The 23,118-nt window shown below is 44.6% G+C and carries 22 protein-coding genes; 9 read left to right on the forward strand and 13 right to left on the reverse strand.

What is annotated here, in order from left to right:
• Window positions 1-11: 11 nt before the first annotated feature.
• Window positions 12-989 (reverse strand): alpha/beta hydrolase, encoded by a 978-nt coding sequence (locus ACMXYT_RS15265; protein ID WP_415911651.1) that lies wholly within the window; start codon window positions 987-989, stop codon window positions 12-14.
• 264 nt (window positions 990-1,253) lie between these two features.
• Between ACMXYT_RS15265 and ACMXYT_RS15270 the strand changes: the two genes are divergently transcribed.
• Window positions 1,254-3,431: a malate synthase G gene (locus ACMXYT_RS15270; protein WP_415899392.1), complete on the forward strand. Its 2,178-nt coding sequence runs from the start codon at window positions 1,254-1,256 to the stop codon at window positions 3,429-3,431.
• Window positions 3,432-3,553: 122 nt separating this feature from the next.
• Window positions 3,554-4,384 carry an NAD-dependent protein deacetylase gene (locus ACMXYT_RS15275; RefSeq protein WP_415899393.1) on the forward strand — a complete coding sequence of 277 codons (831 nt, stop codon included), beginning with the start codon at window positions 3,554-3,556 and terminating at the stop codon, window positions 4,382-4,384.
• Here ACMXYT_RS15275 and ACMXYT_RS15280 read toward each other — a convergent pair.
• On the reverse strand, window positions 4,381-4,575 hold the full coding sequence (locus ACMXYT_RS15280) for a (2Fe-2S)-binding protein (protein ID WP_415882655.1): 195 nt from the start codon (window positions 4,573-4,575) through the stop codon (window positions 4,381-4,383). The genes ACMXYT_RS15275 and ACMXYT_RS15280 overlap by 4 nt on opposite strands.
• Before the next feature lie 361 nt (window positions 4,576-4,936).
• On the opposite strand from ACMXYT_RS15280, the gene bfr (ACMXYT_RS15285) reads away from it, so the two are divergent.
• The 4 genes from bfr (ACMXYT_RS15285) (at window position 4,937) to ACMXYT_RS15300 (ending at window position 6,651) form a co-directional block, all read left to right on the forward strand.
• The gene (gene bfr / locus ACMXYT_RS15285) at window positions 4,937-5,401 is read left to right on the forward strand and encodes a bacterioferritin (protein ID WP_415895302.1); all 465 of its coding nucleotides are present in this window, start codon (window positions 4,937-4,939) and stop codon (window positions 5,399-5,401) included.
• Window positions 5,402-5,413: 12 nt separating this feature from the next.
• Window positions 5,414-5,884, forward strand: coding sequence for a bacterioferritin (gene bfr, locus ACMXYT_RS15290; protein WP_415882657.1), 471 nt, complete (start codon window positions 5,414-5,416; stop codon window positions 5,882-5,884).
• A gap of 124 nt (window positions 5,885-6,008) precedes the next feature.
• Complete coding sequence (locus ACMXYT_RS15295) at window positions 6,009-6,293, forward strand: peptidylprolyl isomerase (protein ID WP_415886057.1); 285 nt, start codon at window positions 6,009-6,011, stop codon at window positions 6,291-6,293.
• Window positions 6,294-6,378: 85 nt separating this feature from the next.
• Entirely contained in the window at window positions 6,379-6,651 is a 273-nt protein-coding gene (locus ACMXYT_RS15300) for a hypothetical protein (protein ID WP_415899394.1), read from the forward strand.
• Between the two features lie 27 nt (window positions 6,652-6,678).
• Here ACMXYT_RS15300 and ACMXYT_RS15305 read toward each other — a convergent pair whose 3' ends face one another.
• The 3 genes from ACMXYT_RS15305 to ACMXYT_RS15315 form a co-directional block, all read right to left on the reverse strand.
• Window positions 6,679-7,293 carry a flavin reductase family protein gene (locus tag ACMXYT_RS15305; RefSeq protein WP_415899395.1) on the reverse strand — a complete coding sequence of 205 codons (615 nt, stop codon included), beginning with the start codon at window positions 7,291-7,293 and terminating at the stop codon, window positions 6,679-6,681.
• 72 nt (window positions 7,294-7,365) lie between these two features.
• Window positions 7,366-7,860: an acetolactate synthase small subunit gene (gene ilvN, locus ACMXYT_RS15310; RefSeq protein ID WP_415882661.1), complete on the reverse strand. Its 495-nt coding sequence runs from the start codon at window positions 7,858-7,860 to the stop codon at window positions 7,366-7,368.
• A 2-nt stretch (window positions 7,861-7,862) separates the two neighbouring features.
• On the reverse strand, window positions 7,863-9,584 hold the full coding sequence (locus tag ACMXYT_RS15315) for an acetolactate synthase 3 large subunit (protein WP_415899396.1): 1,722 nt from the start codon (window positions 9,582-9,584) through the stop codon (window positions 7,863-7,865).
• 464 nt (window positions 9,585-10,048) lie between these two features.
• Between ACMXYT_RS15315 and ACMXYT_RS15320 the strand changes: the two genes are divergently transcribed.
• Window positions 10,049-10,315: a hypothetical protein gene (locus ACMXYT_RS15320; protein ID WP_415882664.1), complete on the forward strand. Its 267-nt coding sequence runs from the start codon at window positions 10,049-10,051 to the stop codon at window positions 10,313-10,315.
• Window positions 10,316-10,377: 62 nt separating this feature from the next.
• On the opposite strand, the gene ACMXYT_RS15325 is transcribed toward ACMXYT_RS15320, so the two are convergent.
• The 8 genes from ACMXYT_RS15325 to ACMXYT_RS15360 form a co-directional block, all read right to left on the reverse strand.
• A complete protein-coding gene (locus tag ACMXYT_RS15325) occupies window positions 10,378-11,157 on the reverse strand; it encodes a response regulator (RefSeq protein WP_415899397.1) in 780 nt (259 codons plus the stop codon).
• A 168-nt stretch (window positions 11,158-11,325) separates the two neighbouring features.
• Window positions 11,326-11,997 carry a hypothetical protein gene (locus ACMXYT_RS15330; protein WP_415899398.1) on the reverse strand — a complete coding sequence of 224 codons (672 nt, stop codon included), beginning with the start codon at window positions 11,995-11,997 and terminating at the stop codon, window positions 11,326-11,328.
• Window positions 11,998-12,052: 55 nt separating this feature from the next.
• Window positions 12,053-12,787 (reverse strand): hypothetical protein, encoded by a 735-nt coding sequence (locus tag ACMXYT_RS15335; RefSeq protein WP_415899399.1) that lies wholly within the window; start codon window positions 12,785-12,787, stop codon window positions 12,053-12,055.
• A 290-nt stretch (window positions 12,788-13,077) separates the two neighbouring features.
• Entirely contained in the window at window positions 13,078-15,651 is a 2,574-nt protein-coding gene (gene clpB / locus ACMXYT_RS15340; protein WP_415899400.1) for an ATP-dependent chaperone ClpB, read from the reverse strand.
• 164 nt (window positions 15,652-15,815) lie between these two features.
• Entirely contained in the window at window positions 15,816-16,151 is a 336-nt protein-coding gene (locus tag ACMXYT_RS15345) for a hypothetical protein (RefSeq protein WP_415899401.1), read from the reverse strand.
• Complete coding sequence (locus tag ACMXYT_RS15350; protein ID WP_415899403.1) at window positions 16,135-17,091, reverse strand: GTP-binding protein; 957 nt, start codon at window positions 17,089-17,091, stop codon at window positions 16,135-16,137. The genes ACMXYT_RS15345 and ACMXYT_RS15350 overlap by 17 nt, the downstream gene beginning before the upstream one ends.
• Before the next feature lie 226 nt (window positions 17,092-17,317).
• On the reverse strand, window positions 17,318-17,671 hold the full coding sequence (locus ACMXYT_RS15355) for a hypothetical protein (RefSeq protein WP_415899404.1): 354 nt from the start codon (window positions 17,669-17,671) through the stop codon (window positions 17,318-17,320).
• On the reverse strand, window positions 17,668-18,639 hold the full coding sequence (locus tag ACMXYT_RS15360; protein WP_415899405.1) for a GTP-binding protein: 972 nt from the start codon (window positions 18,637-18,639) through the stop codon (window positions 17,668-17,670). Before ACMXYT_RS15360 ends, ACMXYT_RS15355 begins: the two co-directional genes overlap by 4 nt.
• A gap of 438 nt (window positions 18,640-19,077) precedes the next feature.
• Here ACMXYT_RS15360 and ACMXYT_RS15365 point away from each other — a divergent pair, with 438 nt between their 5' ends.
• On the forward strand, window positions 19,078-20,184 hold the full coding sequence (locus tag ACMXYT_RS15365) for an FIST signal transduction protein (RefSeq protein WP_415899406.1): 1,107 nt from the start codon (window positions 19,078-19,080) through the stop codon (window positions 20,182-20,184).
• On the forward strand, window positions 20,177-23,113 hold the full coding sequence (locus tag ACMXYT_RS15370; RefSeq protein WP_415899407.1) for an EAL and GGDEF domain-containing protein: 2,937 nt from the start codon (window positions 20,177-20,179) through the stop codon (window positions 23,111-23,113). The genes ACMXYT_RS15365 and ACMXYT_RS15370 overlap by 8 nt, the downstream gene beginning before the upstream one ends.
• Window positions 23,114-23,118 lie beyond the last annotated feature (5 nt).

Below are 23,118 nucleotides of genomic sequence, written 5' to 3' on the forward strand. Positions count from 1 at the left end.
AACGGGCAGCCCTAGGGCTGCCCGTTTTCGTTTTCCCAGCGTTTAAATATCGCATCAATCTGATTGAACACCTGATCCCGGTATTGCGGTGTTTCATTCACCAGGTGATGTTTCGCCTCCTCAATCAACGTTAACTCCATCTCAGGATAAAGCCTGCCCAATACAGCCATATTGTGCTGCCAGTCGACCGTACTATCGAGGGTTCCCTGAATCATATGAATACGCCCCGGTACAGGCAGATGCGCTTCGATCCAATCCCCCCACGCCAACATCGCTCCGACCCAACTCACAGGGATTTCGCGGTGCTGCAAACAATCCCCTTCTCGTAGAAAGCGAATAAAGTCGTCATCATGAGAGTTTTGGCTATAACGTCTCGGCACTCGGCGTAATACGTATTTCAGCCAGCGAAATTTGCGCTGTATGCTACGCCATAGGCTGGGTCTTACTAAGGGTGCCAACAGCACTCGCTCACCCAAGGAAGGCATAGTTTGATCGGTAAACAGCAACTGATGTGCCATCACTACTGCACCACCTGTACTCTGGCCAACTAAATGAACCGGGTAAGATAGCTCCTGATCCAAACTCGCCAGCAGCTCCGCTAGCTGAGTCGCATAATGTTGAAAATCGTCCACTGCCAGCGGATCACCATCGGATAAACCATGACCACTCAAATCGTAACAGAGCAGATCAAACCCGCTTTTCAAAAGGTCATCAATCAGGTGCTGATATAACCCAACATGGTCCATATAACCATGCACCAATACAACCGTGCCGCGGTTACGGGAACGATCTAAAACCGAGAAGGATTGCAGGGTCACAGAGACCTCATCGAGCGCTATACGGCCAATCCGATAATTCGATTTTTCAGCGATATCCAATAAGCCATAACAGGCTAAATACGCGCGAACACTTTCGCTCGGTATTCCAAAACCCGTTTCAATATAAGGCCTTAGCCCTTTAACGAGGAGGTCACGATCAAATAAGGTCATAGACACCACCTTAGGGACATTCCCGCACAACTTAGGTGATCATTTCATACTTAACCTTAGCCAATACCGCAGCCATTCGCTCAATTTATACCGAATATAAGGCCCATTTATCATACTTTTGGGTCGACTTAGGCGACAATAAGACACCATTGCGCTACTGTGCGATGCACAAATTTAGCTGCAAATTAATCGACAGCGATCATTCACTCAGCTACCGGTAGCCTCGCACCGGAGCTGGCAGAATATTTACTGGGGCAATTCATTATGAGTCAAAGAGTACAGAGTGGCGGTCTTCAGGTTGCACAGGCTCTATACGATTTCGTTAACAACGAAGCACTGCCAGGCACTGGCGTAACTAGCGAACAGTTCTGGGCTGGCTTTGATGCCATCGTTCACGATCTGGCGCCAAAGAACCGTGACCTACTAGCTAAGCGTGATGCGATCCAAGAGCAGATCGATGCATGGCACCGTGAGCGTCAAGGTCAGGCTTTCGATCTAGAAGCATACAAAGGCTTCCTATCTGAGATCGGTTACCTATTGCCAGAAGGCGAAGATTTCGAAGCGACTACTTCAAACGTTGACCCAGAAATGGCGACAATGGCTGGTCCTCAGCTAGTAGTACCTGTAATGAATGCTCGTTTCGCACTTAACGCAGCTAACGCACGTTGGGGCAGCCTATACGACGCGCTTTACGGTACTGACGCAGTATCTGAAGAAGGCGGCGCTGAGAAATCTGGTTCTTACAATCCAGCTCGTGGCGCTAAAGTTATCGAAGCTGCACGTACTTTCCTAGACACAGCAGCTCCACTAGCGGCAGGTTCTCACAAAGATTCTGCAGGCTACAGCATTCAAGATAACAAGCTTGTTGTTGTAATGCGCGATGGCAGCGAAACTACGCTAGCACAAGCTGAAAAGTTGATCGGTTACACTGGTGAAACAGCTGCTCCGACTTCTATCCTATTCAAAAACAACGGTCTGCACTTCGAAGTACAGATCGACCGTGAAAGCCAGATCGGTAAAGACGATGCTGCAGGCATCAAAGATATCGTGATGGAAGCTGCTCTAACAGCGATCATGGACTGTGAAGACTCTGTTGCTGCTGTAGACGGCGCTGACAAAGTTGTTGTTTACCGTAACTGGTTGGGTCTAATGAAGGGCGACCTAACTGAAGAAGTTACGAAAGGCGGCAAGACTTTCACTCGCTCTATCAACGCTGACCGTGAGTTCACTGCACTAGACGGTTCTAACCTTGCACTTAAAGGCCGTAGCTTGATGTTCGTACGTAACGTTGGTCACCTAATGACTAACGAAGCTGTACTAGACAAAGATGGCAACGAAGTTCCTGAAGGCATCATGGACGGTGTTGTAACTACGCTTATCTCTATGCACGATATGCAGGGCAAAGGTAAGTTCAGCAACACAACTACAGGTTCTACATACATCGTAAAACCTAAGATGCACGGCCCAGAAGAAGTTTCTTTCGCTAACGAACTATTCGCTCGTATCGAAGACATGCTTGGCCTAGAACGCTTCACTATGAAGATGGGCATCATGGACGAAGAGCGCCGTACAACTGTTAACCTGAAAGAGTGTATCCGCGCTGCTAAAGAGCGTGTTGTATTCATCAACACAGGTTTCCTAGACCGTACTGGTGACGAGATCCATACATCTATGGAAGCTGGCCCAATGATCCGCAAAGGCGACATGAAAGCTGCTGCATGGATCGGTGCTTACGAAAACTGGAACGTAGACAACGGTCTTCTATGTGGCCTACAGGGTCGCGCTCAGATCGGTAAAGGTATGTGGCCAATCCCTGATCAGATGGCTAACATGCTTGAAGCTAAGATCGGCCACCCAATGTCTGGTGCTAACACTGCATGGGTTCCATCTCCAACAGCAGCTGTTCTTCACGCGACTCACTACCATCAGGTAGACGTATTCGCTCGTCAGGACGAGTTGAAAGTACGCGATCGCGCGAACCTAGACGACATCCTAACTGTACCAGTTGAAGCTAACCCAAGCTGGACTGCTGAAGAGATCCAAGAAGAGCTAGACAACAACGCACAGGGCATCCTAGGTTACGTTGTTCGCTGGATCGACCAAGGCGTTGGTTGTTCTAAAGTACCAGACATCAACGATGTTGGCCTAATGGAAGACCGTGCAACGCTACGTATCTCTAGCCAGCACATCGCTAACTGGTTGCGCCACGGTATCTGTTCTGAAGAGCAGGTAATGGAAACGCTTAAGCGCATGGCTGCAGTAGTAGATCGTCAGAACGAAAACGATCCTCTATACCGCCCAATGGCTGGCAACTTCGAAGACAGCGTTGCATTCGCAGCAGCGTGCGAACTAGTAATCGAAGGCTGCGTACAGCCAAATGGTTACACTGAGCCAGTTCTGCACCGTCGTCGTATCGAAGCAAAAGCTAAATTTGGCGCATAAACTGCCAAATTAAAAAGCTTTAAAACTAAAAAGCCGTGCTGAAAAGCGCGGCTTTTTTGTTTAATTCGCCTCCCCCTAAAATAGGTTACACTGATAGCATTCTTTGCCTTTGTGAATAACTTATGTCAGAAGCTCAGCAACTTGCCGAATTCATTCGCTCACACCCCAACCTTGTTGTTCTAACAGGAGCTGGCGTAAGTACAGATTCGGGCATTCCCGCGTACCGAGATGCTAAAGGTAACTGGCAGCACTCTGCCCCGACCCAGCATAAAGAGTATATGGAGAGCCACTACGCCCGTCAGCGCTACTGGGCACGTAGTTTGATCGGTTGGCCTGCCATTAGGGATGCCGAGCCGAGCGCGGCTCACACAGCGCTCTCTGAGCTAGAAACCATGGGATTTATTCGTTTACTGATCACACAGAATGTCGACCGCTTACACCAGAAGTCCGGCAGCCAAGCCGTTATCGATCTTCATGGTCGCTCTGATCGAGTCAGCTGCATGAGTTGTGCACAGAATTATGATCGTAAAGATATCCACAGGCATACTGAAGCGATCAATCCCCATTTCGAGATCCCTGAAGCTCCCCTTCGTCCCGATGGTGATGCCGATCTAGAAACCCATCTATTTGAAGATTTCTCTGTACCTGAATGCCAAGCATGCGGAGGAATCTTAAAACCGGATGTTGTCTATTTTGGTGATAACGTCCCAAAGGAACGTGTGTTTAGTGCCTTGGATGCTCTAGAAAATGCCGATGGTTTACTATGTGTTGGTAGTTCTTTGATGGTCTATTCAGGCTATCGCTTCTGTAAACGTGCCCATGAGTGGGGAAAACCGATCTGTTCTTTAACGATTGGGGTAACGAGAGCAGATCCACTTCTGAATCTAAAGCTGGACGCTCCGATTGCAGAGACGCTGACCGAAGCAGTAGAGATACTAAAGCGAGAAGGCTAAGCAGGTACGGCTAGATCGAAATCCATGTCGTCTAGATGCTCTTTCATTACCTTACGTGCCATGCACACACACTTACCGCACTGACTACCAACGGCAAGCTCTTTGTTTAGATCACGCACGCTACGCGCGCCTTGATCTACGGCGTCACGAACGTCACTACAGGTAATATTTTCACAAATACAAACGAACATTGAAACAATAACCAATCTCAATTAAATCGGGTAATGATAATAGTTATCAAATAAGCAACTTTCAATACATTTAACGAGAATCTTGTTGAAAATTATTCTCATTGAATTGCAATTATTGAATGCTCTTCATAACTCGCCAACTAATTGATTTACTTATTAAATTTATTTTCAAAAATCACACAATAAAAAACTGGTTATTTATTATACAGAATCGCAATGAGAATCTAACGCATTAATCTTTGCAACCCATTGTTTTATAAGGATTTTTTTGATTTAAGTCATTTTATAAACTAGACTCTTGATCACTTTGAAATTGCTAACCCACACATAGCTGGGCGGTTATTACTAAAGGAGATCCCCCATGCAAGGCGACAAACAAGTCATTAGTCACCTGAACAAGGTTCTGACAAGTGAGCTCACTTCAATCAACCAGTTCTTTCTTCACGCACGTATGTACAAGAACTGGGGCCTAGATGAGCTAAACGGGAAAGCTTATAAAAAGTCCATCAAAGATATGAAACAGGCAGACGATCTAATCGAGCGCATTCTGTTTTTGGAAGGACTACCTAACCTGCAACAGTTAGGTCGACTACGCATCGGCGAACATACTGAAGAGATGCTGCAATGTGATATGGATTTCCAATTGGAGCAACTGACAATTTTGCGTGAAGCTATCGCTTACTGCGAAACGGCGCAAGACTACGTCAGCCGCGATCTGCTGGAAGATATCCTAGAATACGAAGAAGAGCACGTAGACTGGATCGAAACTCAGCAATACCTAATCAGTAATGCAGGTATCGAAAACTATCTGCAATCTCAGATTTAACGGGAGAAGACAATGAAAGGCAATCAAAGAGTCATTGACGCACTAAACGGCCTGCTAGCGATGGAACTAGCAGCAATGGATCAGTACTTCATCCACTCCCGTATGTACGATGATTGGGGCTTACATAAGCTGTACGAGCGTATCGATCATGAGTTTGATGATGAGAAAGGCCACGCAGCTGCATTGATTGAGCGTATGCTGTTCTTGGAAGGCACGCCAGACATGACCACCCGTGATGGTTTTAAAGTCGGCACTGACGTTCCTTCAATGCTTGAGTCAGATCTTCGCGTTGAATATGAAGTTGATAAAAAACTTAAGGACGCGATTAAAGTCTGCGAAGAAGAGCAGGACTATGTCAGCCGTGAAATCCTAGAGAAGCTTCTGGAAGACACCGAGGAAGATCATGCGTACTGGTTGGAGAAACAGCTAGGTTTGATCAAAAAAATCGGTCTACCAAACTATCTCCAGTCTCAGATGGGCTAATAAGCTTATCCACTAAGATCATGCAAAGGCGCTGTTTATCAGCGCCTTTTCTTTTCCTACCATGAACCTGCAGCCCCTGCCTTTTTGCGATAAAATTAGTCTATAACTTTTAGGAGAGCAGAACATGGCTAACCGCGCTTGCGCCCGACACATATTGGTTAAAACCCGCGACCAAGCGGAAAGGCTAAAAATGCGCCTAAAGTTAGGCAATGACTTTGGTAAGCTCGCTAAAAAATACTCCCTATGCCCATCGGGCAAACGCCAAGGTGGTGATCTGGGAGAGTTTCGTCGCGGCGATATGGTGAAACCGTTTGATGATGTCGTATTCAAAAAGCCACTGCATGAAGTACATGGTCCGATTAAGACCAAATTTGGCTGGCACCTTATCGAAACCATTTACCGCAAATAAACTAGGGTTAATTTACAACACGTAAGACTTTGTTAAGGTTCGGTCAGTATGATTAAGTTTTTATCTACTACTGACCGTAAGCGCCATGCCTAAACTGATTAAAGACTTCCGTGATTACCAATTCGTTTATTACTGGTATGAAAAAGGCACAGGCAAACTTAGCCCTTACCTACCAACTCTGACGCATGCCGAAGAGTGGATTGAACAACACCGTTCAACTCAGTTTAAAGGCTTAGATCGTCGTAGACGTGAACAATCGTCTATCTATCAACGCCGAGCATCGGACCAAGTGTTACGTGTAGATGTCGATATCTCGGTGCAAAAGATTGCTGATCTCAAACAATCTTTTGCAGCCTGAGGTTCTGAAAAACTTCAGATTCCTGCTTTACGCTGGCCTAGGCACAGTCACCACGTCGCCGAAGGTTTGGTAATCGAAACCACCTAGACGTGCCAGTGGATCAACTAACGCAGCGTCAATTTTAGGTCGGCCCTGTTGATCCATTTCGACCACCGCGTCATCCAACCATATTTTCTCTATACGGCCAAAGACGAGTCGTTGCGGAGCATTACCAATATCCTCTTGCTGATACAGAGAACAGGACATAGCGATCTTAGGGCCAAGGATCCTAGGCAACTCAAAACCTTCAACATCGATTGTTTCCAGATCACACAGCTCAATTTCCGATTCTCCCCTAGGCAACGTCACGGAACTCTGGGTCACCTTGGTCGCGAGATCAGAACCAGCGATATGAATCACGAATTTTTCGGTATCTGCAATATTTGCATAGGTATCTTTTGGCGAGCCATCAGGCTTTGAACCTATAGATAACATGATCAATGGTGGATCACTGCACACCGCTGAAAAGTACGAAAACGGCGCAAGATTGAGTGCACCTTGTTGATTAGAAGAGAGCACCCAGGCCACAGGACGAGGTACAACAACTTGCGTCAGCGCATGATAGACATCTGACTTTTCCATATTCTCTAATTCTAAAAGCATATCCTTACCTGCAATAAAAAAGCCGCTTTCTGTTACCAGAAGCGGCTTTAGTAATCAGACTAACTTAAGTAATTACAAAGTTAGAACTTTCTCGCCACGTGCAATGCCAGAAACACCCGAACGTACAACTTCCATAATGTTAGAAGTACCTAGTGCTTCAATGAAAGCATCCAGCTTACTGCTTGCACCCACCAACTGAACGGTGAAAGTGTTAGGCGTAACATCGATGATAGTGCCGCGGAAGATATCCGCAGTACGTTTGATTTCAGCACGAACAGTACCATTGTTCGCCTTCATCTTAATCATCATCAGTTCGCGCTCAAGGTGTTCACCTTCAGTTAGGTCAACAACCTTAACAACATCAATAAGCTTGTTTAGCTGTTTAGTGATCTGCTCAACAACACGGTCATCACCTAGCGTAGTCACTGTTAGTCGAGACAATGTCTCATCTTCAGTTGGCGCAACAGTCAAAGACTCAATGTTAAAGTTACGCTGAGAGAACAAACCAACAACACGAGACAGAGCACCTGGCTCGTTTTCCATCAATACAGAAATGATATGACGCATGATTATGTTCTCTCCGTTTTGCTCAGCCACATGTCACGCATAGAACCACGAGGTACCTGCATTGGGTATACGTGCTCAAACGGATCAACTGCGATATCCATGAATACCATACGATCTTTCATTGCAAAGGCTTCACGCATAGCACCTTCAAGGTCTTCAAGACGCTCAACGCGGATACCTACATGACCGTAAGACTCAACCAGCTTGATGAAATCAGGAAGAGACTTCATGTAAGACTGAGAGTGACGAGACTCGTAGTTCATATCCTGCCACTGACGAACCATGCCCAAAGACTGGTTGTTCAAGCAGATAACCTTAACCGGAATATCGTACTGATTAATGGTAGATAGTTCCTGAATGTTCATCTGGATACTACCTTCACCTGTTACGCATACTACTTCTTCATCAGGGAAGTTCAGCTTAACGCCCATAGCAGCCGGAAGACCGAAGCCCATCGTGCCTAGACCGCCAGAGTTAATCCAACGATTTGGCTTGTTAAACTTGTAGTACTGCGCAGCAAACATCTGGTGCTGACCTACGTCAGAACAAACGTAAGCATCGCCATTAGTCACTTTGCTAAGCATTTCGATAACTTGCTGAGGCTTCATTAGCTCAGAGTCATCTGTGCGGTAGCGACCACCGTGACGCGCACGCCATTCATCGATCTGCTCCCACCAAGCTTGCAGGCTATCAGCGCAAGGCGCTTTCTTAGCCGCACGCACCTGTTCTAGCATCTCTTTAAGAACAGCTTGAGCTGGACCTACAATTGGTACATCAGCTTTGATCGTTTTAGAGATCGAAGCTGGGTCAATATCAATATGAACGATCTTAGCTGTTGGACAGAACTTATCTGTACCGTTAGTTACACGGTCATCAAAGCGTGCGCCTACAGCCAAAATCATGTCACTGTGGTGCATCGCCATGTTTGCTTCATAGCTACCGTGCATGCCCAACATACCGATAAACTGCTTATCAGTTCCTGGGTAACCACCCAAGCCCATCAGCGTATTCGTTACTGGGTAGCCAAGCTCTTGAGCTAGTTCAATCAGTTCAGCACTCGCATCACCTAAGATTACACCGCCACCTGTATAGATAACTGGGCGTTTGGCAGCCAAAAGCATATCTACTGCTTTTTTGATCTGACCTGTGTGACCTTTAGCGATCGGATTGTAAGAACGCATTTTTACGCTCTTAGGATATTCGTATTCGTAACGCTCTGTAGGCGTAGTCATATCTTTAGGGATATCGACTACAACCGGACCTGGACGACCACTTTCAGCGATGTGGAATGCTTTCTTAATGATTTCAGGAATATCTTGCGGACGCTGCACGCTGAAACTGTGCTTAACGACCGGACGTGAAATACCGATCATGTCGGTTTCCTGGAAAGCATCTTCACCGATCAGGTGTGACATAACCTGACCCGTAATAACCACCATTGGAATAGAATCTGTGTATGCAGTAGCAATACCCGTTACTGCATTTGTTGCGCCTGGACCAGACGTAACTAGTGCCACACCCGCTTTACCGGTAGCTCGTGCGTAAGCATCAGCCATGTGTGTAGCTGCCTGTTCGTGACGGACCAGAATATGTTCGACTTCGTCTTGCGTAAAGATTGCATCATAGATGTGCAGCAATGCACCACCTGGATAGCCGTAGATGTATTTAACGCCTTGATCACGAAGCGCGCGAATTGTCATCTCTGCGCCTGAAAGTAATTCCACTTTTCTCACCCTCTAACGACGTCAGTGTCTCGTTACTGACGAAATTAACAGTTTTTGTTTCTGTAACGTTGAACGTGCCTGTACCAGACAATATTTGTTGAATCTCTAGCGATCTCACTCTGAACCATTCCAGGGGTAGAGCTGCAGGTTCACGTTCGGGTGTGTGCCGGTGTTGGGGATCGCCCAACCGACAGACCTTTGAGAAACGGCCCTCAGAAAGCTGTCTCCCTGAGCTTCGGGTTGTCCTACACACTCAAGGCCTCAAAATTCGAGGCGGAAATTATCTCACATAGGTGCTTATTTTTTCAACTAAAATCATGCTGCACCTGCGGAATAACGGGCGATTAGCGTCAAATACTATGCTCAATTTCAGTATCGGGTTATAGTTTTGCTATGCAGAACTCAGAACAGAGCCTTTATACTACCCTTCATCGGCTCTGAATGTACGTTTACAGGAGATCCCTATGAGTATCGCTGAGATTAAAAACAAAGAGCGTGTAATCAACGAATTGATGTCTTTTATCCGTAAAGTATTAGTTGAACCGGATATTAGTGAGAAGGCGTTAGAGATTGCGCGTGAACACTTGAATGATGAAAACGCGGCTCAAGTAATTGCTGACAAGCTTTCTGCGACAACTAATATCAAGATTCCACTAGAGCATAGCGAAGCAGATCGACTTTTCTTGGAAGTTCTAATCGATGTAATTAAGGATGAGCAAGCGCTGTATTAAGCGATACTCCTGTAATAAAAAAGGCTGCATTAAGCAGCCTTTTTTATTTAAATAACAATAAGTTATTTTTTCCCAAGACTAGAAATATAGCTTGTTAGCACTTCCAGTTTTTCAGGGTCATTATCCATAAACTGAACATCGACACCGATAAACGTCGTTTCGATACTCTTTTCGTTAGCCGCAAGAGAGCTGACATAACCATTCATCTGCGCAACCTTGCCACCTTTAACTTGCTCGATATCCACTACCACTTGCTCAAGCAGGTTAGGAATTCCCTCTTCACGCTTCACCATGATCTTAACTTGTTGAAGAGTGATATCTTTGATAGCACATCGAAGTACGCCTGAAGAGATTCGTAACTGAGCCAAGCCTTTTGGTTTCTTCGCCGCTTTTGGCGCAGCAGCACTTTTACCGGTAGCCAACATTTGCGCTGCTTTACGGCGTGATGCAGCACTAGATTCGATACGTTTACCTATATACTTCTTAACTTTTTCAACAAGCTGCAAGTCTTCGAAAGGTTTCCCCATATAATCATTAACACCCGCCTGGATCGCTTTAAGAACGTAATCACGTTCGCCGCGGCTGGTTACCATGATAAAAGGGATATCGCTGTAATGAGGCTGTTTCCTAGCCCAATTTAGAAGGTCTAAACCAGACATGCCCGGCATCTCCCAATCACACAATATTAGATCGTAATTGGTTGCTTCCATTTTCGAACGGCCATCATCACCGTCTTCCGCAGCATCGATTTGATAATCAGGAAAATGCTCTTTCACTATACGTGATACATGATCACGGATGAAACGCGCATCATCAACAATCAGCACTTTGATTTGACTCATTCTACCTCTAGTCCTTTTAATACAAGAGGATATAGGCTGCTGAGCAGACCAATAATCCACTACTGCTTTCAAGGTTAACTCTTTCAGAATAGCCGATTAGAAAGAGAAAATGAAAGACTTATTCAGCAATAATGCGTATCCCTCAACGACTAGAACGACTCTCGATAACTATACATTTGGGATCCTCAACATCGGAAACTGAGCTTTCAAAGAAACTAAGATTTGCTGTAGCTGCCCCAAATTTTTGAAGACCAGAATAGTATCCTTATCTCCAAAGTAAGGGCCCAAAGCTCCCGGCAAACCATATCCAACCTTAAAGATCGACCTATTCGTAAGACCAGTACATTCAAAGTACCCTGGCTGAACTGGAAATATCCATTTCCCTCCTCTCCATAAAGGAGGTGCGGAAGCCTGCGTAACCAGACATACCTTAACCTGCTGCAGAACCAAAGCATAACCATTTCCAAAGTTAGGATGGCTAAAAGAAATTATGTTGGCCACCGGCGACCTACCTATTCCACTGGTAACGTAAGCCCAACTATCATCAAACTTTGATCTATAAGCAAAGACAAGTTTACTGGGATCCGTATCATCGACTTGCCCGTCAAAAACATAACTATTCGTTATCCTTCTAGGATTAACCAAATCATAATAAGGCTCGAACGAAAGGTTATAAATTAGAGGCTGCAAATAATCAGCTACAGGAGAAGAGGAATAATTAATAGAATAAGGAACACTAATCGGCTGAGGCTCTGGTTGAACTGTCGGAGCCTGTTGTACTGTTTTCCCCGCACAAGCAGACAAAATCCCAACTAAAAGTAAAATCGTTAATATTCTCACTGTAGTTTTCCCAGTCAATGATCAAACTACACTTTAGAAGTGTTACCCTTCATGATCAATATGTACGATATACAAAATGCTGAGCTTCTTTATAGTTAGGTAAAGCAGGGACCGTCAGCACAGGAAATTGCCTTTTCAGGGATACAATGACTTTCTTGAGCTCATTCGGCTTTCTAAAAGTTAAAACAGTATCTCCCTCTGAATAATAAGGGCCTAGTAATCGAGGAAACTCAAAGCTACCTTTAAAAATACTGCTTCGGGCTGAACCAGTACACTCGAAATACCCAGGTTTGCCAGCAAACACCCACTTTCCGTTTTCCCAAACAGGTAAACCTGAAGCCTTACTGACCAGACAGATCCTTACTCCCTTAAGCACAAGGACATAAATCGGGTCTCGTCTATCACTCTGTACCACAAAGGCATTAGCTGAACTTTGAGGAGCTACACTTGTGGTGAGATAGCCCCATTGGGCCCCCTCTTCTTTTTTAAAACCTAGAATTGTTTTTCTACGATCCGAGGAATTAATCCTGCCTTCATATTTATAAAAGCCTCTCAGTTCTTCACCGTTTTTAATACGGTAGATACTTCTCTCTGCAAGGTTTTTTAATAAAGGATGAGCGTACCCATTGTAGAAACCAGCTTGGGGTTGTTTCGAAAGGTTTACACTTAACGGTATAACTCTGTACTGAATACTTGAATCTAATACATCTTTTGTCACTGCGGCCTTGGCATTAGTTACGGAAAAAACGCTCAAACTTAAAACAATACAAACAACCAACTGATACTTCACAGATCCCCCTATACAATCTGACTAATTCAGTTATTGTTCGAGGATACACTAATGAACAAATAACAGCCAAACAGTCGTTTAAATCATTTGTTTTTCTTTACATTAACCAGATCTATTCTTGCCAATTCAACCAAGGATATCGACCTCTCCCAATAAACCTTTAGCCGCGAAAAGACTATGTATAATACCCATCAACTTACGCCGCCTAATTTTTAAGCAGACAAGGGACTCCCATAAAAAAGCCAGCTAAAAAGCTGGCTCTTCTTCTAAAATACAACTAAATCTGCGGATCAACGAAAAACAAAACTGCCTTGTTCAACATCAACCGCAATTTCAGTACCCGGTACATAACGACCAGAGAGTATCTCCTGCGCTAACGGATTCTCAATCCACTGCTGGATCGCTCGTTTCAACGGTCTAGCACCATAGATAGGTTCAAAACCAACATCCACCAGCTTATCCATCGCTGTTGAGGTTAGTGTCAGGCTTAGATCACGTTCGGCGAGACGCTTCTGCAAACGCTGCAGTTGGATCTTGGCAATACCGGCCACCTGATCTTTTTTAAGACTGTGGAAAACTACTACTTCATCAATTCGGTTAATTACTTCTGGACGGAAGTGCGTACCAACCGCTTCCATAACAGCACTCTGCATCAGCTGGTAATCGTCATCATCACTAAAGTTCTGAATCAGATCAGAGCCCAAGTTCGATGTCATCACTACAATGGTGTTGCGGAAATCAACAGTCCTGCCTTGGCCATCGGTCAGACGCCCATCTTCCAGCACCTGTAGTAAAATATTGAAGACATCAGGATGGGCTTTCTCTACCTCATCTAGCAACAGTACAGAGTAAGGTTTACGTCGCACAGCTTCGGTAAGGTACCCCCCCTCTTCGTAGCCCACATAGCCTGGAGGCGCACCAATCAAACGTGCGACTGAATGCTTCTCCATAAATTCGGACATATCGATACGCACCATCGCTTCTTCCGTATCAAACAGGAAGCTAGCTAACGCTTTACATAGTTCCGTTTTACCCACACCTGTTGGGCCTAAGAAAAGGAAAGAGCCATTAGGACGGTTGGGGTCAGCTAGACCTGCGCGAGAGCGACGTACCGCATTAGACACAGCGATAACTGACTCTTCTTGACCGACAACCCGATCATGCAGGGCTTGCTCCATTCGAAGCAGCTTTTCACGTTCACCTTCCAGCATTTTGCTAACAGGGATACCTGTCCAGCGTGCTACAACTTCTGCAACCTCCTCTTCAGAGACTTTGTTACGTAGAAGCTTAGCTTCCTGCTGCCCTTGTTCTTCCGCTTCTGAAGCGACAGCTAACTGTTTTTCTAACTCAGGGATTTTGCCATATTGAAGTTCTGACATTTTCTGCAGATCGCCAGAGCGAGTGTGCTTTTCAAGTTCGATACGTGCTTGATCTAACGCCTCTTTTATCTTCTGCGAACCTTGCAGCGCCAGCTTTTCTGCTTTCCAAACCTCATCTAGGTCAGCAAACTCTTTTTCGACATTAGCAATGGTGCTTTCTAGCTCTTTTAGGCGCTGTTGCGCGGCACTATCTTTCTCTTTTTTAAGTGCTTCGCGCTCCATTTTTAGCTGGATCAGGCGACGCTCAAGGCGGTCCATATCTTCCGGCTTAGAATCCATCTCCATACGGATACGGGATGCAGCTTCATCAATCAGATCAATAGCTTTATCCGGCAACTGTCGATCTGTGATGTAACGCTGCGATAGCTTAGCTGCAGCAATAATCGCAGAATCGGTAATATCAACACCGTGATGCACTTCGTAGCGTTCTTTCAAGCCACGAAGAATCGCAATCGTTGATTCCTCATCCGGTTCATCAACGATGACTTTCTGGAAACGGCGCTCAAGGGCAGCGTCTTTCTCGACATATTGGCGATATTCGTCAAGGGTAGTCGCACCAACACAATGCAGCTCCCCACGAGCTAATGCGGGCTTCAGCATATTACCCGCATCCATTGCGCCTTCACCCTTGCCCGCTCCAACCATGGTATGCAGTTCATCGATAAAGAGGATAATTTGCCCTTCTTGTTTGGATAGTTCGTTCAATACCGCTTTAAGGCGCTCTTCAAACTCTCCACGGAACTTAGCACCCGCAATTAATGCACCCATATCTAGAGATAAAACTTGCTTACGCTTTAACCCTTCCGGCACTTCGCCATTCACGATTCGTTGAGCTAAGCCTTCAACGATGGCCGTTTTACCTACACCAGGCTCACCAATAAGCACTGGGTTATTTTTGGTACGACGTTGTAAGACCTGAATGGTACGGCGAATTTCGTCATCACGTCCGATGACAGGGTCTAGTTTGCCTGCTTCTGCGCGCTCAGTAAGATCAATACAGTACTTATCCAAAGCCTGACGATTATCTTCTGCATTGGGGTCCTGCACTGACTCCCCTCCTCGAATTTGATTAATGACCTGATCTAGCTTTTGCGGGATAACACCCGCATCTTTTAAACATTTACCCGCGCTGGATTTATCTTCAGCTAAAACCAATAGAATCAATTCACTTGCGATATATTGATCGCCTTTCTGCTGGGCAAGTTTGTCTGCTTTGTTGAAAACCCGTGCCACATCCTGTGAGAAACGCAATTCACCATCAGGATTTTGAACTTTAGGTAATTGCCTAACGGTTTGATCAACATGATTTTTAAGTGCATGAGCATTAGCACCCGCTTGTTCTAGCAACGCTACTGTTCCTTGCTGATCAATCAATGCACTTAAAAGATGAATAGGTTCTATGTAGTTATTATCTAACCCAACCGCTAATGATTGAGCATCAGCCAACGCTTCTTGAAGTTTGGATGTAAATTTATCAGGACGCATACAACCTCCACATAGCTTTTAAAGAACCTGTATCTGACAACACAACAGCGTGCTGTTTTTGGATACTAGGTTATCGGTATAACAGAGGTATGGGGACAAGTTAGAACAGCTTCAAGGGCTAAGCGGTCAAAAATTAGACAGAACTTATATAAAATAGACAAGCATCATGAGGGTAGCAGATCTAAAAATCGCTGCTTATTTTCGTCTATATATTCTCTTAAATAATGCTGTCGAGCATCAGAGTCACAAAAGCAGATCAATATGGTATCTGCATCTAGCTGATAGCCACTGTAGTGATGGTCCCCTACTTCCATATGCGCTTCATCATAACCATCATCATTTTGCGCTGCGCTCTTAAATATGTAGAGCAATGCCTGCTTAGCAACTGCTAAATGTTTCTTATATTCAGCAGGGAAAGTAGATACTTTTACGGCACCTGACGACAACAGACAGCCTTGCAAGATTAACTCTCGCTCCTGCATTTCACGCCAGATAGTCATTTTCTTTACTCCATTGCAGCAAATCACTCGCCTGCTGGCGCAGTACCGGTAGAGATATTTCGTTATCAGAACATAAGCAAAGTGCCTGTTCTTGGTCGGTAAACATAGAAAGGGTTTGGACTTTAGGGCCAGCTACAACAACGTTACTGACCTCCCCCATAAATGCAGCTTTTTCCGCCAACGCTTTGGAAAGCTTATTGACGCTTTTAAGTAGTGCTTTACGAGACTTACTATCTATATTAGAGCAGAGAATCTCTTGATTTTCATCGAGGTGCATAGCCCCTAATACACCACGTTTATTCATTGCAGCGTCAAGCAGGGTTTCTTCATAAACTGGCTTATAAAAATCCAAGGAGAAGCCATTGTTACCCAGCAGCCGATCACAAAGCTCATCCCATTGGACATTAAGTTCTACCGCAGAGATTAACTCTTCAACAACCCCCAAAACAGCACGGGGATCACGGGCATCAAGAAACATCACCGTTGCCATCAATCCCATTTCCCTAACACACGCCTGATAATCTTGAATTGAAGGATTTGGCTCTACATCGGAGTGAGTCACCGCAATAATTAAACGACGCTTTTGGATATACTCACGGAACTCTTTTGCGTAAAAACGGATATCGCGGAAAGGGTCTTTTCGAGTGTTATCCACCAGCAAAACCATGCCAATGGCATCGTGGGCAAATTCACAAGCCAACATTTCCCACATAAAGCGGAAGCGTTCTTGGCCTGGAGTGCCGTAAAGGTGTACACGCGCTTGATCGTGCAGATCCAGTACACCGTAATCCATAGCTATTGTGGTATTTTTCTTACGGCGAACCGTAACATCACTGGCACGCGCATCGGTATCTAGTGTTTCAATATCACTTAAGGATCGAATAGCTGTAGATTTACCTGAACACACTGACCCTGTGAAAAGGATCTTGTAGTTTTGCATGCACGCTTTCCTTGTCTAGATAAGAAGGTAACTGTAGTTTACAACTCGCTACTTGAGCCTCAGCTAAAAATTTCCTCTACTTATACAACCAGCTCAGTCTGAGCAGATTGCAACTCAAGCATCTATTGTGCAGCGCAAAATGACAATTATTATAAAGTCGACATTAGGCTATTGATTGATCAGACTCAATCATGAACATTCTATGCTTATACAAGAAAGAAAGGCTTTAGGACTCCAGTTTCTTTGCTACTTGTTCCCGAAGAAAAGCAGTATGCACTTCTCGAATATGCTTTCGCACCAGCGCAATATTAGAGTCTTTCGCCGACAGACAAACCAAAATCAATCCTGGCTTTAATTGATAGCCACTAATGCGGCGATCACCTATCTCAAGATGAGATTCATTATGTTTGGTTCGCATTTTTGCTACATTAGAAAACACATAAATAAAAGCCTGTTTTCCTATAGTCGCATGGTTTTTATATTCAGCTGGGAAGCTGGAAGCGACAACCTCTTTGCCGCTTAGCACCATACTACACTCGATAACCCCAGGCTTATCAACCTGAGTCAGTAGCTCAATCATTGATGGCTCCACTGCAATAGATCAGACGCTTGCTGTTTAACCACATTCAGACTTAGACCTCGATCAGAACACAATCCCAATGCCTGCTCCCTTTCAACGAATACTGATAAAGTTTCTTGATTAGGCCCACATAATACTAGATCGTCTATACGCCCCATAAAAGCTGCTTTATTTTCCAAAGCAGCTACAAGATTAACCATGGAACGAAGTAGTTCTTTATTACTTTGATTTCTAACACTAGCGCTGAGCACTTTACGATCAGCTCCCAGATGCATGGCTCCTGTAATCCCCCGCGTATTCATTGCTGCATCCATAAGAGATACATTATCAATGGCTTGAGATTCTGGTTTCTTTCCTTCAACAAGATCATCATCAGAATCAGGCATTGTACTGTTAACCTCAAGACGTTTGCTCATGCCTTCCCAATCAATGCCTTTTTCTAGACTGCCCACCAGTTCTTTAACAATATTTAAGACTGATGAGGGGTCTCGAGCATCAATAAATACAACGGTAGTAAAGAGCCCCATTGCTTTTAACTCACTCATGTAATAATTATGATCAGGATCACTTTCTATATCGGAGTGAGTCACAGCAATAATCAAACGACGACGAATAATAAAGTCGCGAAATTCTTCGACATAGAAACGAATGTCTTTGAAAGGGTCGTTACGGGTATTGTCCACCATGAGGATCAGCGCTTCGGCATCATGCACCAAATCACTCATCATAAGCTGCCACATAAACTTGAAACGCTCTTGTCCCGGCGTGCCATAAAGATGCAGTTTAGACGTACTGTTTAATTCCAGTATCCCATAATCCATAGCTATGGTGGTTTTTTGCTTTCTGCGAATGGCTGAATCACTGACATTCGCATCCGTATCTACAGTTTCAATATCACTCAACGAGCGGATTGCTGTCGTTTTCCCTGAACAGACAGAACCGGTAAATAAAACTTTATAATCAGACATCTAAATCCCTCAGTGCTCTATAAAGCTATTTGAGCAATAAACCCTTGTACAAAGATTGCCATTTCAGCAGCATCGCACTAGCCACAAAAACCGCCGTTACAGGGTTTGATTGGATAGATTGGTAATTAACTAATTCTTAGCCGAAACCACGAAAGTTTCAACCATTCCAGCAGGATAACTTCCCCTCTAATCACTTACTTTATCCGCACTATTGCACAAACCAGACTTACATCTCACATAAAAGGTCACCATACCAATTCCGTTGCTAGTTCATCTGAAATTAGAAAATTTGAACTCCATTGTTAGATGTAGAGGAAGCATTAGGCTATAAACAGGTCATACCCCTACTCAAAACAGGTAATTGCAATAACAACCTTCTCAGTATATTAATGGGTTCTTTACTACCTGAATAATAAATACAAAAAAGTAAGGTGTGAGATGTACATCCGGTTTAATGATATTTCAGAACTTGTTTCTGCAATCGGAGGCGAAACGCTCAAGGATCAAGAGCATTGGTTAATTTTTCTTGCTGATAAGCATCAAGATGATCTCGATAACTTAGTCGAACAACTTAACCTTATACAGTGCAAATTCTTTGGCGCAGTATTCCCCGGTTTAATCCACGGCAAGCGCATGCTCTACGAGGGCGCGTTAGCTATTAAAGTCAGCTGTCTAGGCACTCCCATTGTTTTGCCGATGCCTTCGGAAGAAGAAAAAATTTCTAACCTACCCAGTTACAATGACATTCCTGAAGAGGGCGCTACTTGCCTAACCCTGGTTGATTGCTTATCCCCACAAATCGACAACCTGCTTAACCAACTTTATAACCGCTATAGCAAACGCTGTAGCTACTTTGGTGCCGGTGCAGGAAATCATGAACTAAAAGCCGATGCCTGTATTTTTGGGCCTTGGGGCACAAAAATAGACGCAGCATTAGTTGCTATTATCGACCAACCTAGTCGCAGCATTGCAAAACACGGTTGGGTTAGACATTCAGGACCATTTGTTGCTAGCAGAACCACAGGTAACGTCCTCCACGAACTAGATTGGGAAGATGCGGAGACAGCTTACCGGAATTCCCTTCCCTCTAAACTGCAAGGGACTCCGGCTGAACGTTTTTACAAAGATGTTACACCTCGATACCCATTTGCTGTTGAACACCCTGGTGCAGAAGATGTGGTTCGAGACCCAATAGCTCTTTGCGGCAGTAATGACGTAATGTTTTTATCAGACATTCCCCAGGGGGCACTTATGTACCTTGTAGAAGGCACCCCAGAAAACCTCATTGAAGCCGCGCGAGAAGCGGTTGAAGAAACCATGTCAAACAACACATCTGGGGTTTTAGTCTGTGATTGTTTATCAAGAACAGTAGCACTCGATAGTCAATTTCCAGCAGAACTGCGCACAGTTTATGAGCAAGTAAACCAAATAAACCCAGGCACGGATGTCTCCGGTATATTAGCCTTAGGTGAAATAGCAAGTAACGGCGAGCGTCCGGTAAACTTCTATAACAAAACCTTCGGCATATGCAGTTTCTATGAGTAAAGCTCCAACAGACTTAAGGTCTGATATACAGCGGATGTACGAATTATCATTGGCTGTAGGAAATAGCCTAGACCCTGATCAGGTATGCCAAGAATTCACTGCATCCCTTATGCGTCAAAGTGAAATAACGTTTCTTGGCATATGGCTGTTACCGGAAAAATTTACTCAATCAGCACAAGAATATAATCTTTATTTCGCCTTCCCTTATAGTAGATCTAAAGAAACTAAGCTTCCCTTTAACCACCCCGCCATTTCACTTCAAGATGATGAGGACTTTTGTTGCTACGATTTAGCAACAGCATCCCCAGAACAGCTCGCTGAGAAGCACTGCGCAGAGGGAAGCGCCGCTATATTCCGTTTAGGGGCGCTAGGTTATGTACGCTTGTTACGAGACAATAGTTACTTCTCGCAAAAAGAGCTACGTCAGTTAAGGCCCATCATCGAAAAGCTTTTTGTGGCTTTAGGTGGTGCCCTTGCCTATAAACAGCTACATAAGGAACGATCATTCCTTGATTCCTTAGTGGACACTATTCCCGAATTGGTTTGGCTTAAAGATCCAAACGGAACCTATTTAGCATGCAACACCCGTTTTGAAGAGTTCGTTGGTGCTCTGGAGCATGAGATAGTTGGTAAAACAGACTACGACTTTGTCGATAAAGAACTCGCCGACTCTTTCCGTAAACATGATCAAACCACACTAGAAATTGATAGAACAAATACCTTCCAAGAGTGGGTAACTTTTGCCAACGATGGTCACCGCGCTTTGCTAGAAACGACTAAAACCCCTATGAAATCAACTTCTGGGGAGCTGGTAGGCGTGTTGGGTGTTAGTCACGAAATTACTCAGCTACATGAAGCTCAAAAAGCGTTAAGCACCAGCGAAGCAATTTTTCGTAGCTATTTTGAACTCGGCTTGATTGGTATGGCCTTAATTACCACCGATGGTGATTGGATCCAAACCAACGCTTATCTCTGCGAAATGCTTGGTTACGAACCGGAACATCTACAGATTACGCCACTATCAGAATTGATCCATCCAGATGATCAGACCAATTTTAACCTGATGTGCGAAAGCTTATTAAATGATGGTGCAGACCATATCCGTCATGAGATTCGTTTACTTAGCTACTCTGGACCTGTTGTTCATACAGAGATAGCCATGAGTGCACAAGAGAGCACAGAGGGGCATATCAATCATTTTGTCACGCTCATTTCCGATATATCTGAACGTAAACGCACCGAACAACAGCTTAGATTAGCTGCAAGTGTATTCGAGCATGCCAGCGAAGGTGTGATGATCACCAATGAACAAGGGATCATTCTAGATGTAAACAACGCCTTTTATCAGTTAACAGGCTACAACGCGGCAGAAGTTATCGGTCTCTCCCCCAGCATATTAAAATCAGGCCATCACAGTGAAGAGTTTTTCGCTGCCATGTGGCAGAGCCTCAGACAAAATGGGCACTGGCGCGGCGAAGTGTGGAATCGCAATAAATCTGGAGAAATTTACGCTGAACTACTTAATATTGCTGCGGTAAAAAGCCCTAACGGGGATACCACTCATTATGTAAGCATCTTCTCCGATATTACACAGCTGAAAGAGCATCAGCATCAATTAGAAAAAATGGCGCATTTTGACGCCCTAACTCAACTACCCAACCGCGTTTTACTCTCTGACCGCTTACAAACAGCACTTCAACACTGCAAGCAGCACAAACAGATGATGGCAGTTGCTTATATCGATTTAGACGAATTCAAACCTATTAATGACACTTATGGGCATGATGTTGGTGATATGCTTCTAGTCGAAGCAGCTAAACGTATGCAGAAGACATTAGGCCCCGAGCAGGTTATTGCGCGACTCGGTGGTGATGAATTTGTTGTAATTTTAACGCAACTAAAAAATGTCACACACTGCCAAGGGATTTTAGCGAATTTAAACCGAACTCTGGCAATGCCTTTCCAAATAAAGCAGCGCCATCTCTCGATATCAGCCAGCATAGGCGCGACACTTTATCCAGATGATGATTCCGACGCGGATACCATGATCCGTCATGCAGATCAGGCCATGTACACTGCGAAACAAACAGGTCGTAACCGCTATCACTTTTTTGACCCTGCTGTAGATCGGCAAACCCAAGACCAACACAAAGCTCAAGATGAAATTCACGAAGCACTTATAAATAGGGAATTTGTGCTGTTTTACCAACCAAAGATCAACATGCAAACAGGTGAAGTTTATGGAATGGAAGCGTTGATTCGCTGGCAGCATCCAACGCTTAACCTTTTACCTCCTGATAGTTTTCTACCACATATAACCAACCCAGATCTTGCTACCAAGCTAGGTTCTTGGGTGATGAATGAAGCGATACGACAACTACGTGTTTGGAGGGGTGCAGGGCTTGAGCTGTCCACTAGCATCAACATTTCAGCCGAGCATTTACAAAACCCAGCGTTTCCAGAGCAATTAGCCGACCTACTAGAGAAATACCCTGAGGTTCCGCCAGAAACGATCGAATTAGAAGTATTAGAAACTACTGCGTTTAATGATGTCAGTGCAGCCCGCGACATTATCGATAAATGCCACCAGTTGGGAATAAAATTCGCGTTAGACGACTTTGGTACAGGCTATTCTTCTCTAACTTATCTTCGCAAAATTCCTGCAGATACAGTAAAAATTGATCGTAGTTTTGTTATGGATATGCTGGACGATGATGAAGACAAAACAATTGTTGAAGGCATAATTGGGCTAGGTAAAGCCTTTAATCGTGGGGTCATAGCCGAAGGCGTAGAGAGCGCCGAGCATGGCCGCTGTTTAATGGCACTCGGCTGCAACCATGCGCAAGGCTACGGCATCGCCAAACCGATGCCAGCAGATCTGATCCCCGATTGGCTAACCACGTTTAATTTGAGCCAGCACTGGAAATAAACAAG

It is taken from the genome of Neptuniibacter sp. QD37_11 (assembly GCF_047778105.1).
In the GTDB taxonomy this organism is placed as follows: Bacteria; Pseudomonadota; Gammaproteobacteria; order Pseudomonadales; family Balneatricaceae; genus Neptuniibacter.

Excerpts from the sequence above, each read along its gene's own strand:
- ACMXYT_RS15350 (WP_415899403.1), bottom strand. The coding sequence starts at position 17,091 with ATGCAAAACTACAAGATCCTTTTCACAGGGTCAGTGTGTTCAGGTAAA.
- ACMXYT_RS15275 (WP_415899393.1), top strand. The coding sequence starts at position 3,554 with ATGTCAGAAGCTCAGCAACTTGCCGAATTCATTCGCTCACACCCCAAC.
- ACMXYT_RS15300 (WP_415899394.1), top strand. The coding sequence starts at position 6,379 with ATGCCTAAACTGATTAAAGACTTCCGTGATTACCAATTCGTTTATTAC.
- ACMXYT_RS15345 (WP_415899401.1), bottom strand. The coding sequence starts at position 16,151 with ATGACTATCTGGCGTGAAATGCAGGAGCGAGAGTTAATCTTGCAAGGC.
- clpB (WP_415899400.1), bottom strand. The coding sequence starts at position 15,651 with ATGCGTCCTGATAAATTTACATCCAAACTTCAAGAAGCGTTGGCTGAT.
- ACMXYT_RS15355 (WP_415899404.1), bottom strand. The coding sequence starts at position 17,671 with ATGATTGAGCTACTGACTCAGGTTGATAAGCCTGGGGTTATCGAGTGT.
- ACMXYT_RS15305 (WP_415899395.1), bottom strand. The coding sequence starts at position 7,293 with ATGCTTTTAGAATTAGAGAATATGGAAAAGTCAGATGTCTATCATGCG.
- ACMXYT_RS15320 (WP_415882664.1), top strand. The coding sequence starts at position 10,049 with ATGAGTATCGCTGAGATTAAAAACAAAGAGCGTGTAATCAACGAATTG.
- ACMXYT_RS15325 (WP_415899397.1), bottom strand. The coding sequence starts at position 11,157 with ATGAGTCAAATCAAAGTGCTGATTGTTGATGATGCGCGTTTCATCCGT.
- ACMXYT_RS15280 (WP_415882655.1), bottom strand. The coding sequence starts at position 4,575 with ATGTTCGTTTGTATTTGTGAAAATATTACCTGTAGTGACGTTCGTGAC.
- ACMXYT_RS15360 (WP_415899405.1), bottom strand. The coding sequence starts at position 18,639 with ATGTCTGATTATAAAGTTTTATTTACCGGTTCTGTCTGTTCAGGGAAA.
- ACMXYT_RS15270 (WP_415899392.1), top strand. The coding sequence starts at position 1,254 with ATGAGTCAAAGAGTACAGAGTGGCGGTCTTCAGGTTGCACAGGCTCTA.
- ilvN (WP_415882661.1), bottom strand. The coding sequence starts at position 7,860 with ATGCGTCATATCATTTCTGTATTGATGGAAAACGAGCCAGGTGCTCTG.
- ACMXYT_RS15295 (WP_415886057.1), top strand. The coding sequence starts at position 6,009 with ATGGCTAACCGCGCTTGCGCCCGACACATATTGGTTAAAACCCGCGAC.
- bfr (WP_415882657.1), top strand. The coding sequence starts at position 5,414 with ATGAAAGGCAATCAAAGAGTCATTGACGCACTAAACGGCCTGCTAGCG.
- ACMXYT_RS15265 (WP_415911651.1), bottom strand. The coding sequence starts at position 989 with ATGACCTTATTTGATCGTGACCTCCTCGTTAAAGGGCTAAGGCCTTAT.
- bfr (WP_415895302.1), top strand. The coding sequence starts at position 4,937 with ATGCAAGGCGACAAACAAGTCATTAGTCACCTGAACAAGGTTCTGACA.
- ACMXYT_RS15370 (WP_415899407.1), top strand. The coding sequence starts at position 20,177 with ATGAGTAAAGCTCCAACAGACTTAAGGTCTGATATACAGCGGATGTAC.
- ACMXYT_RS15365 (WP_415899406.1), top strand. The coding sequence starts at position 19,078 with ATGTACATCCGGTTTAATGATATTTCAGAACTTGTTTCTGCAATCGGA.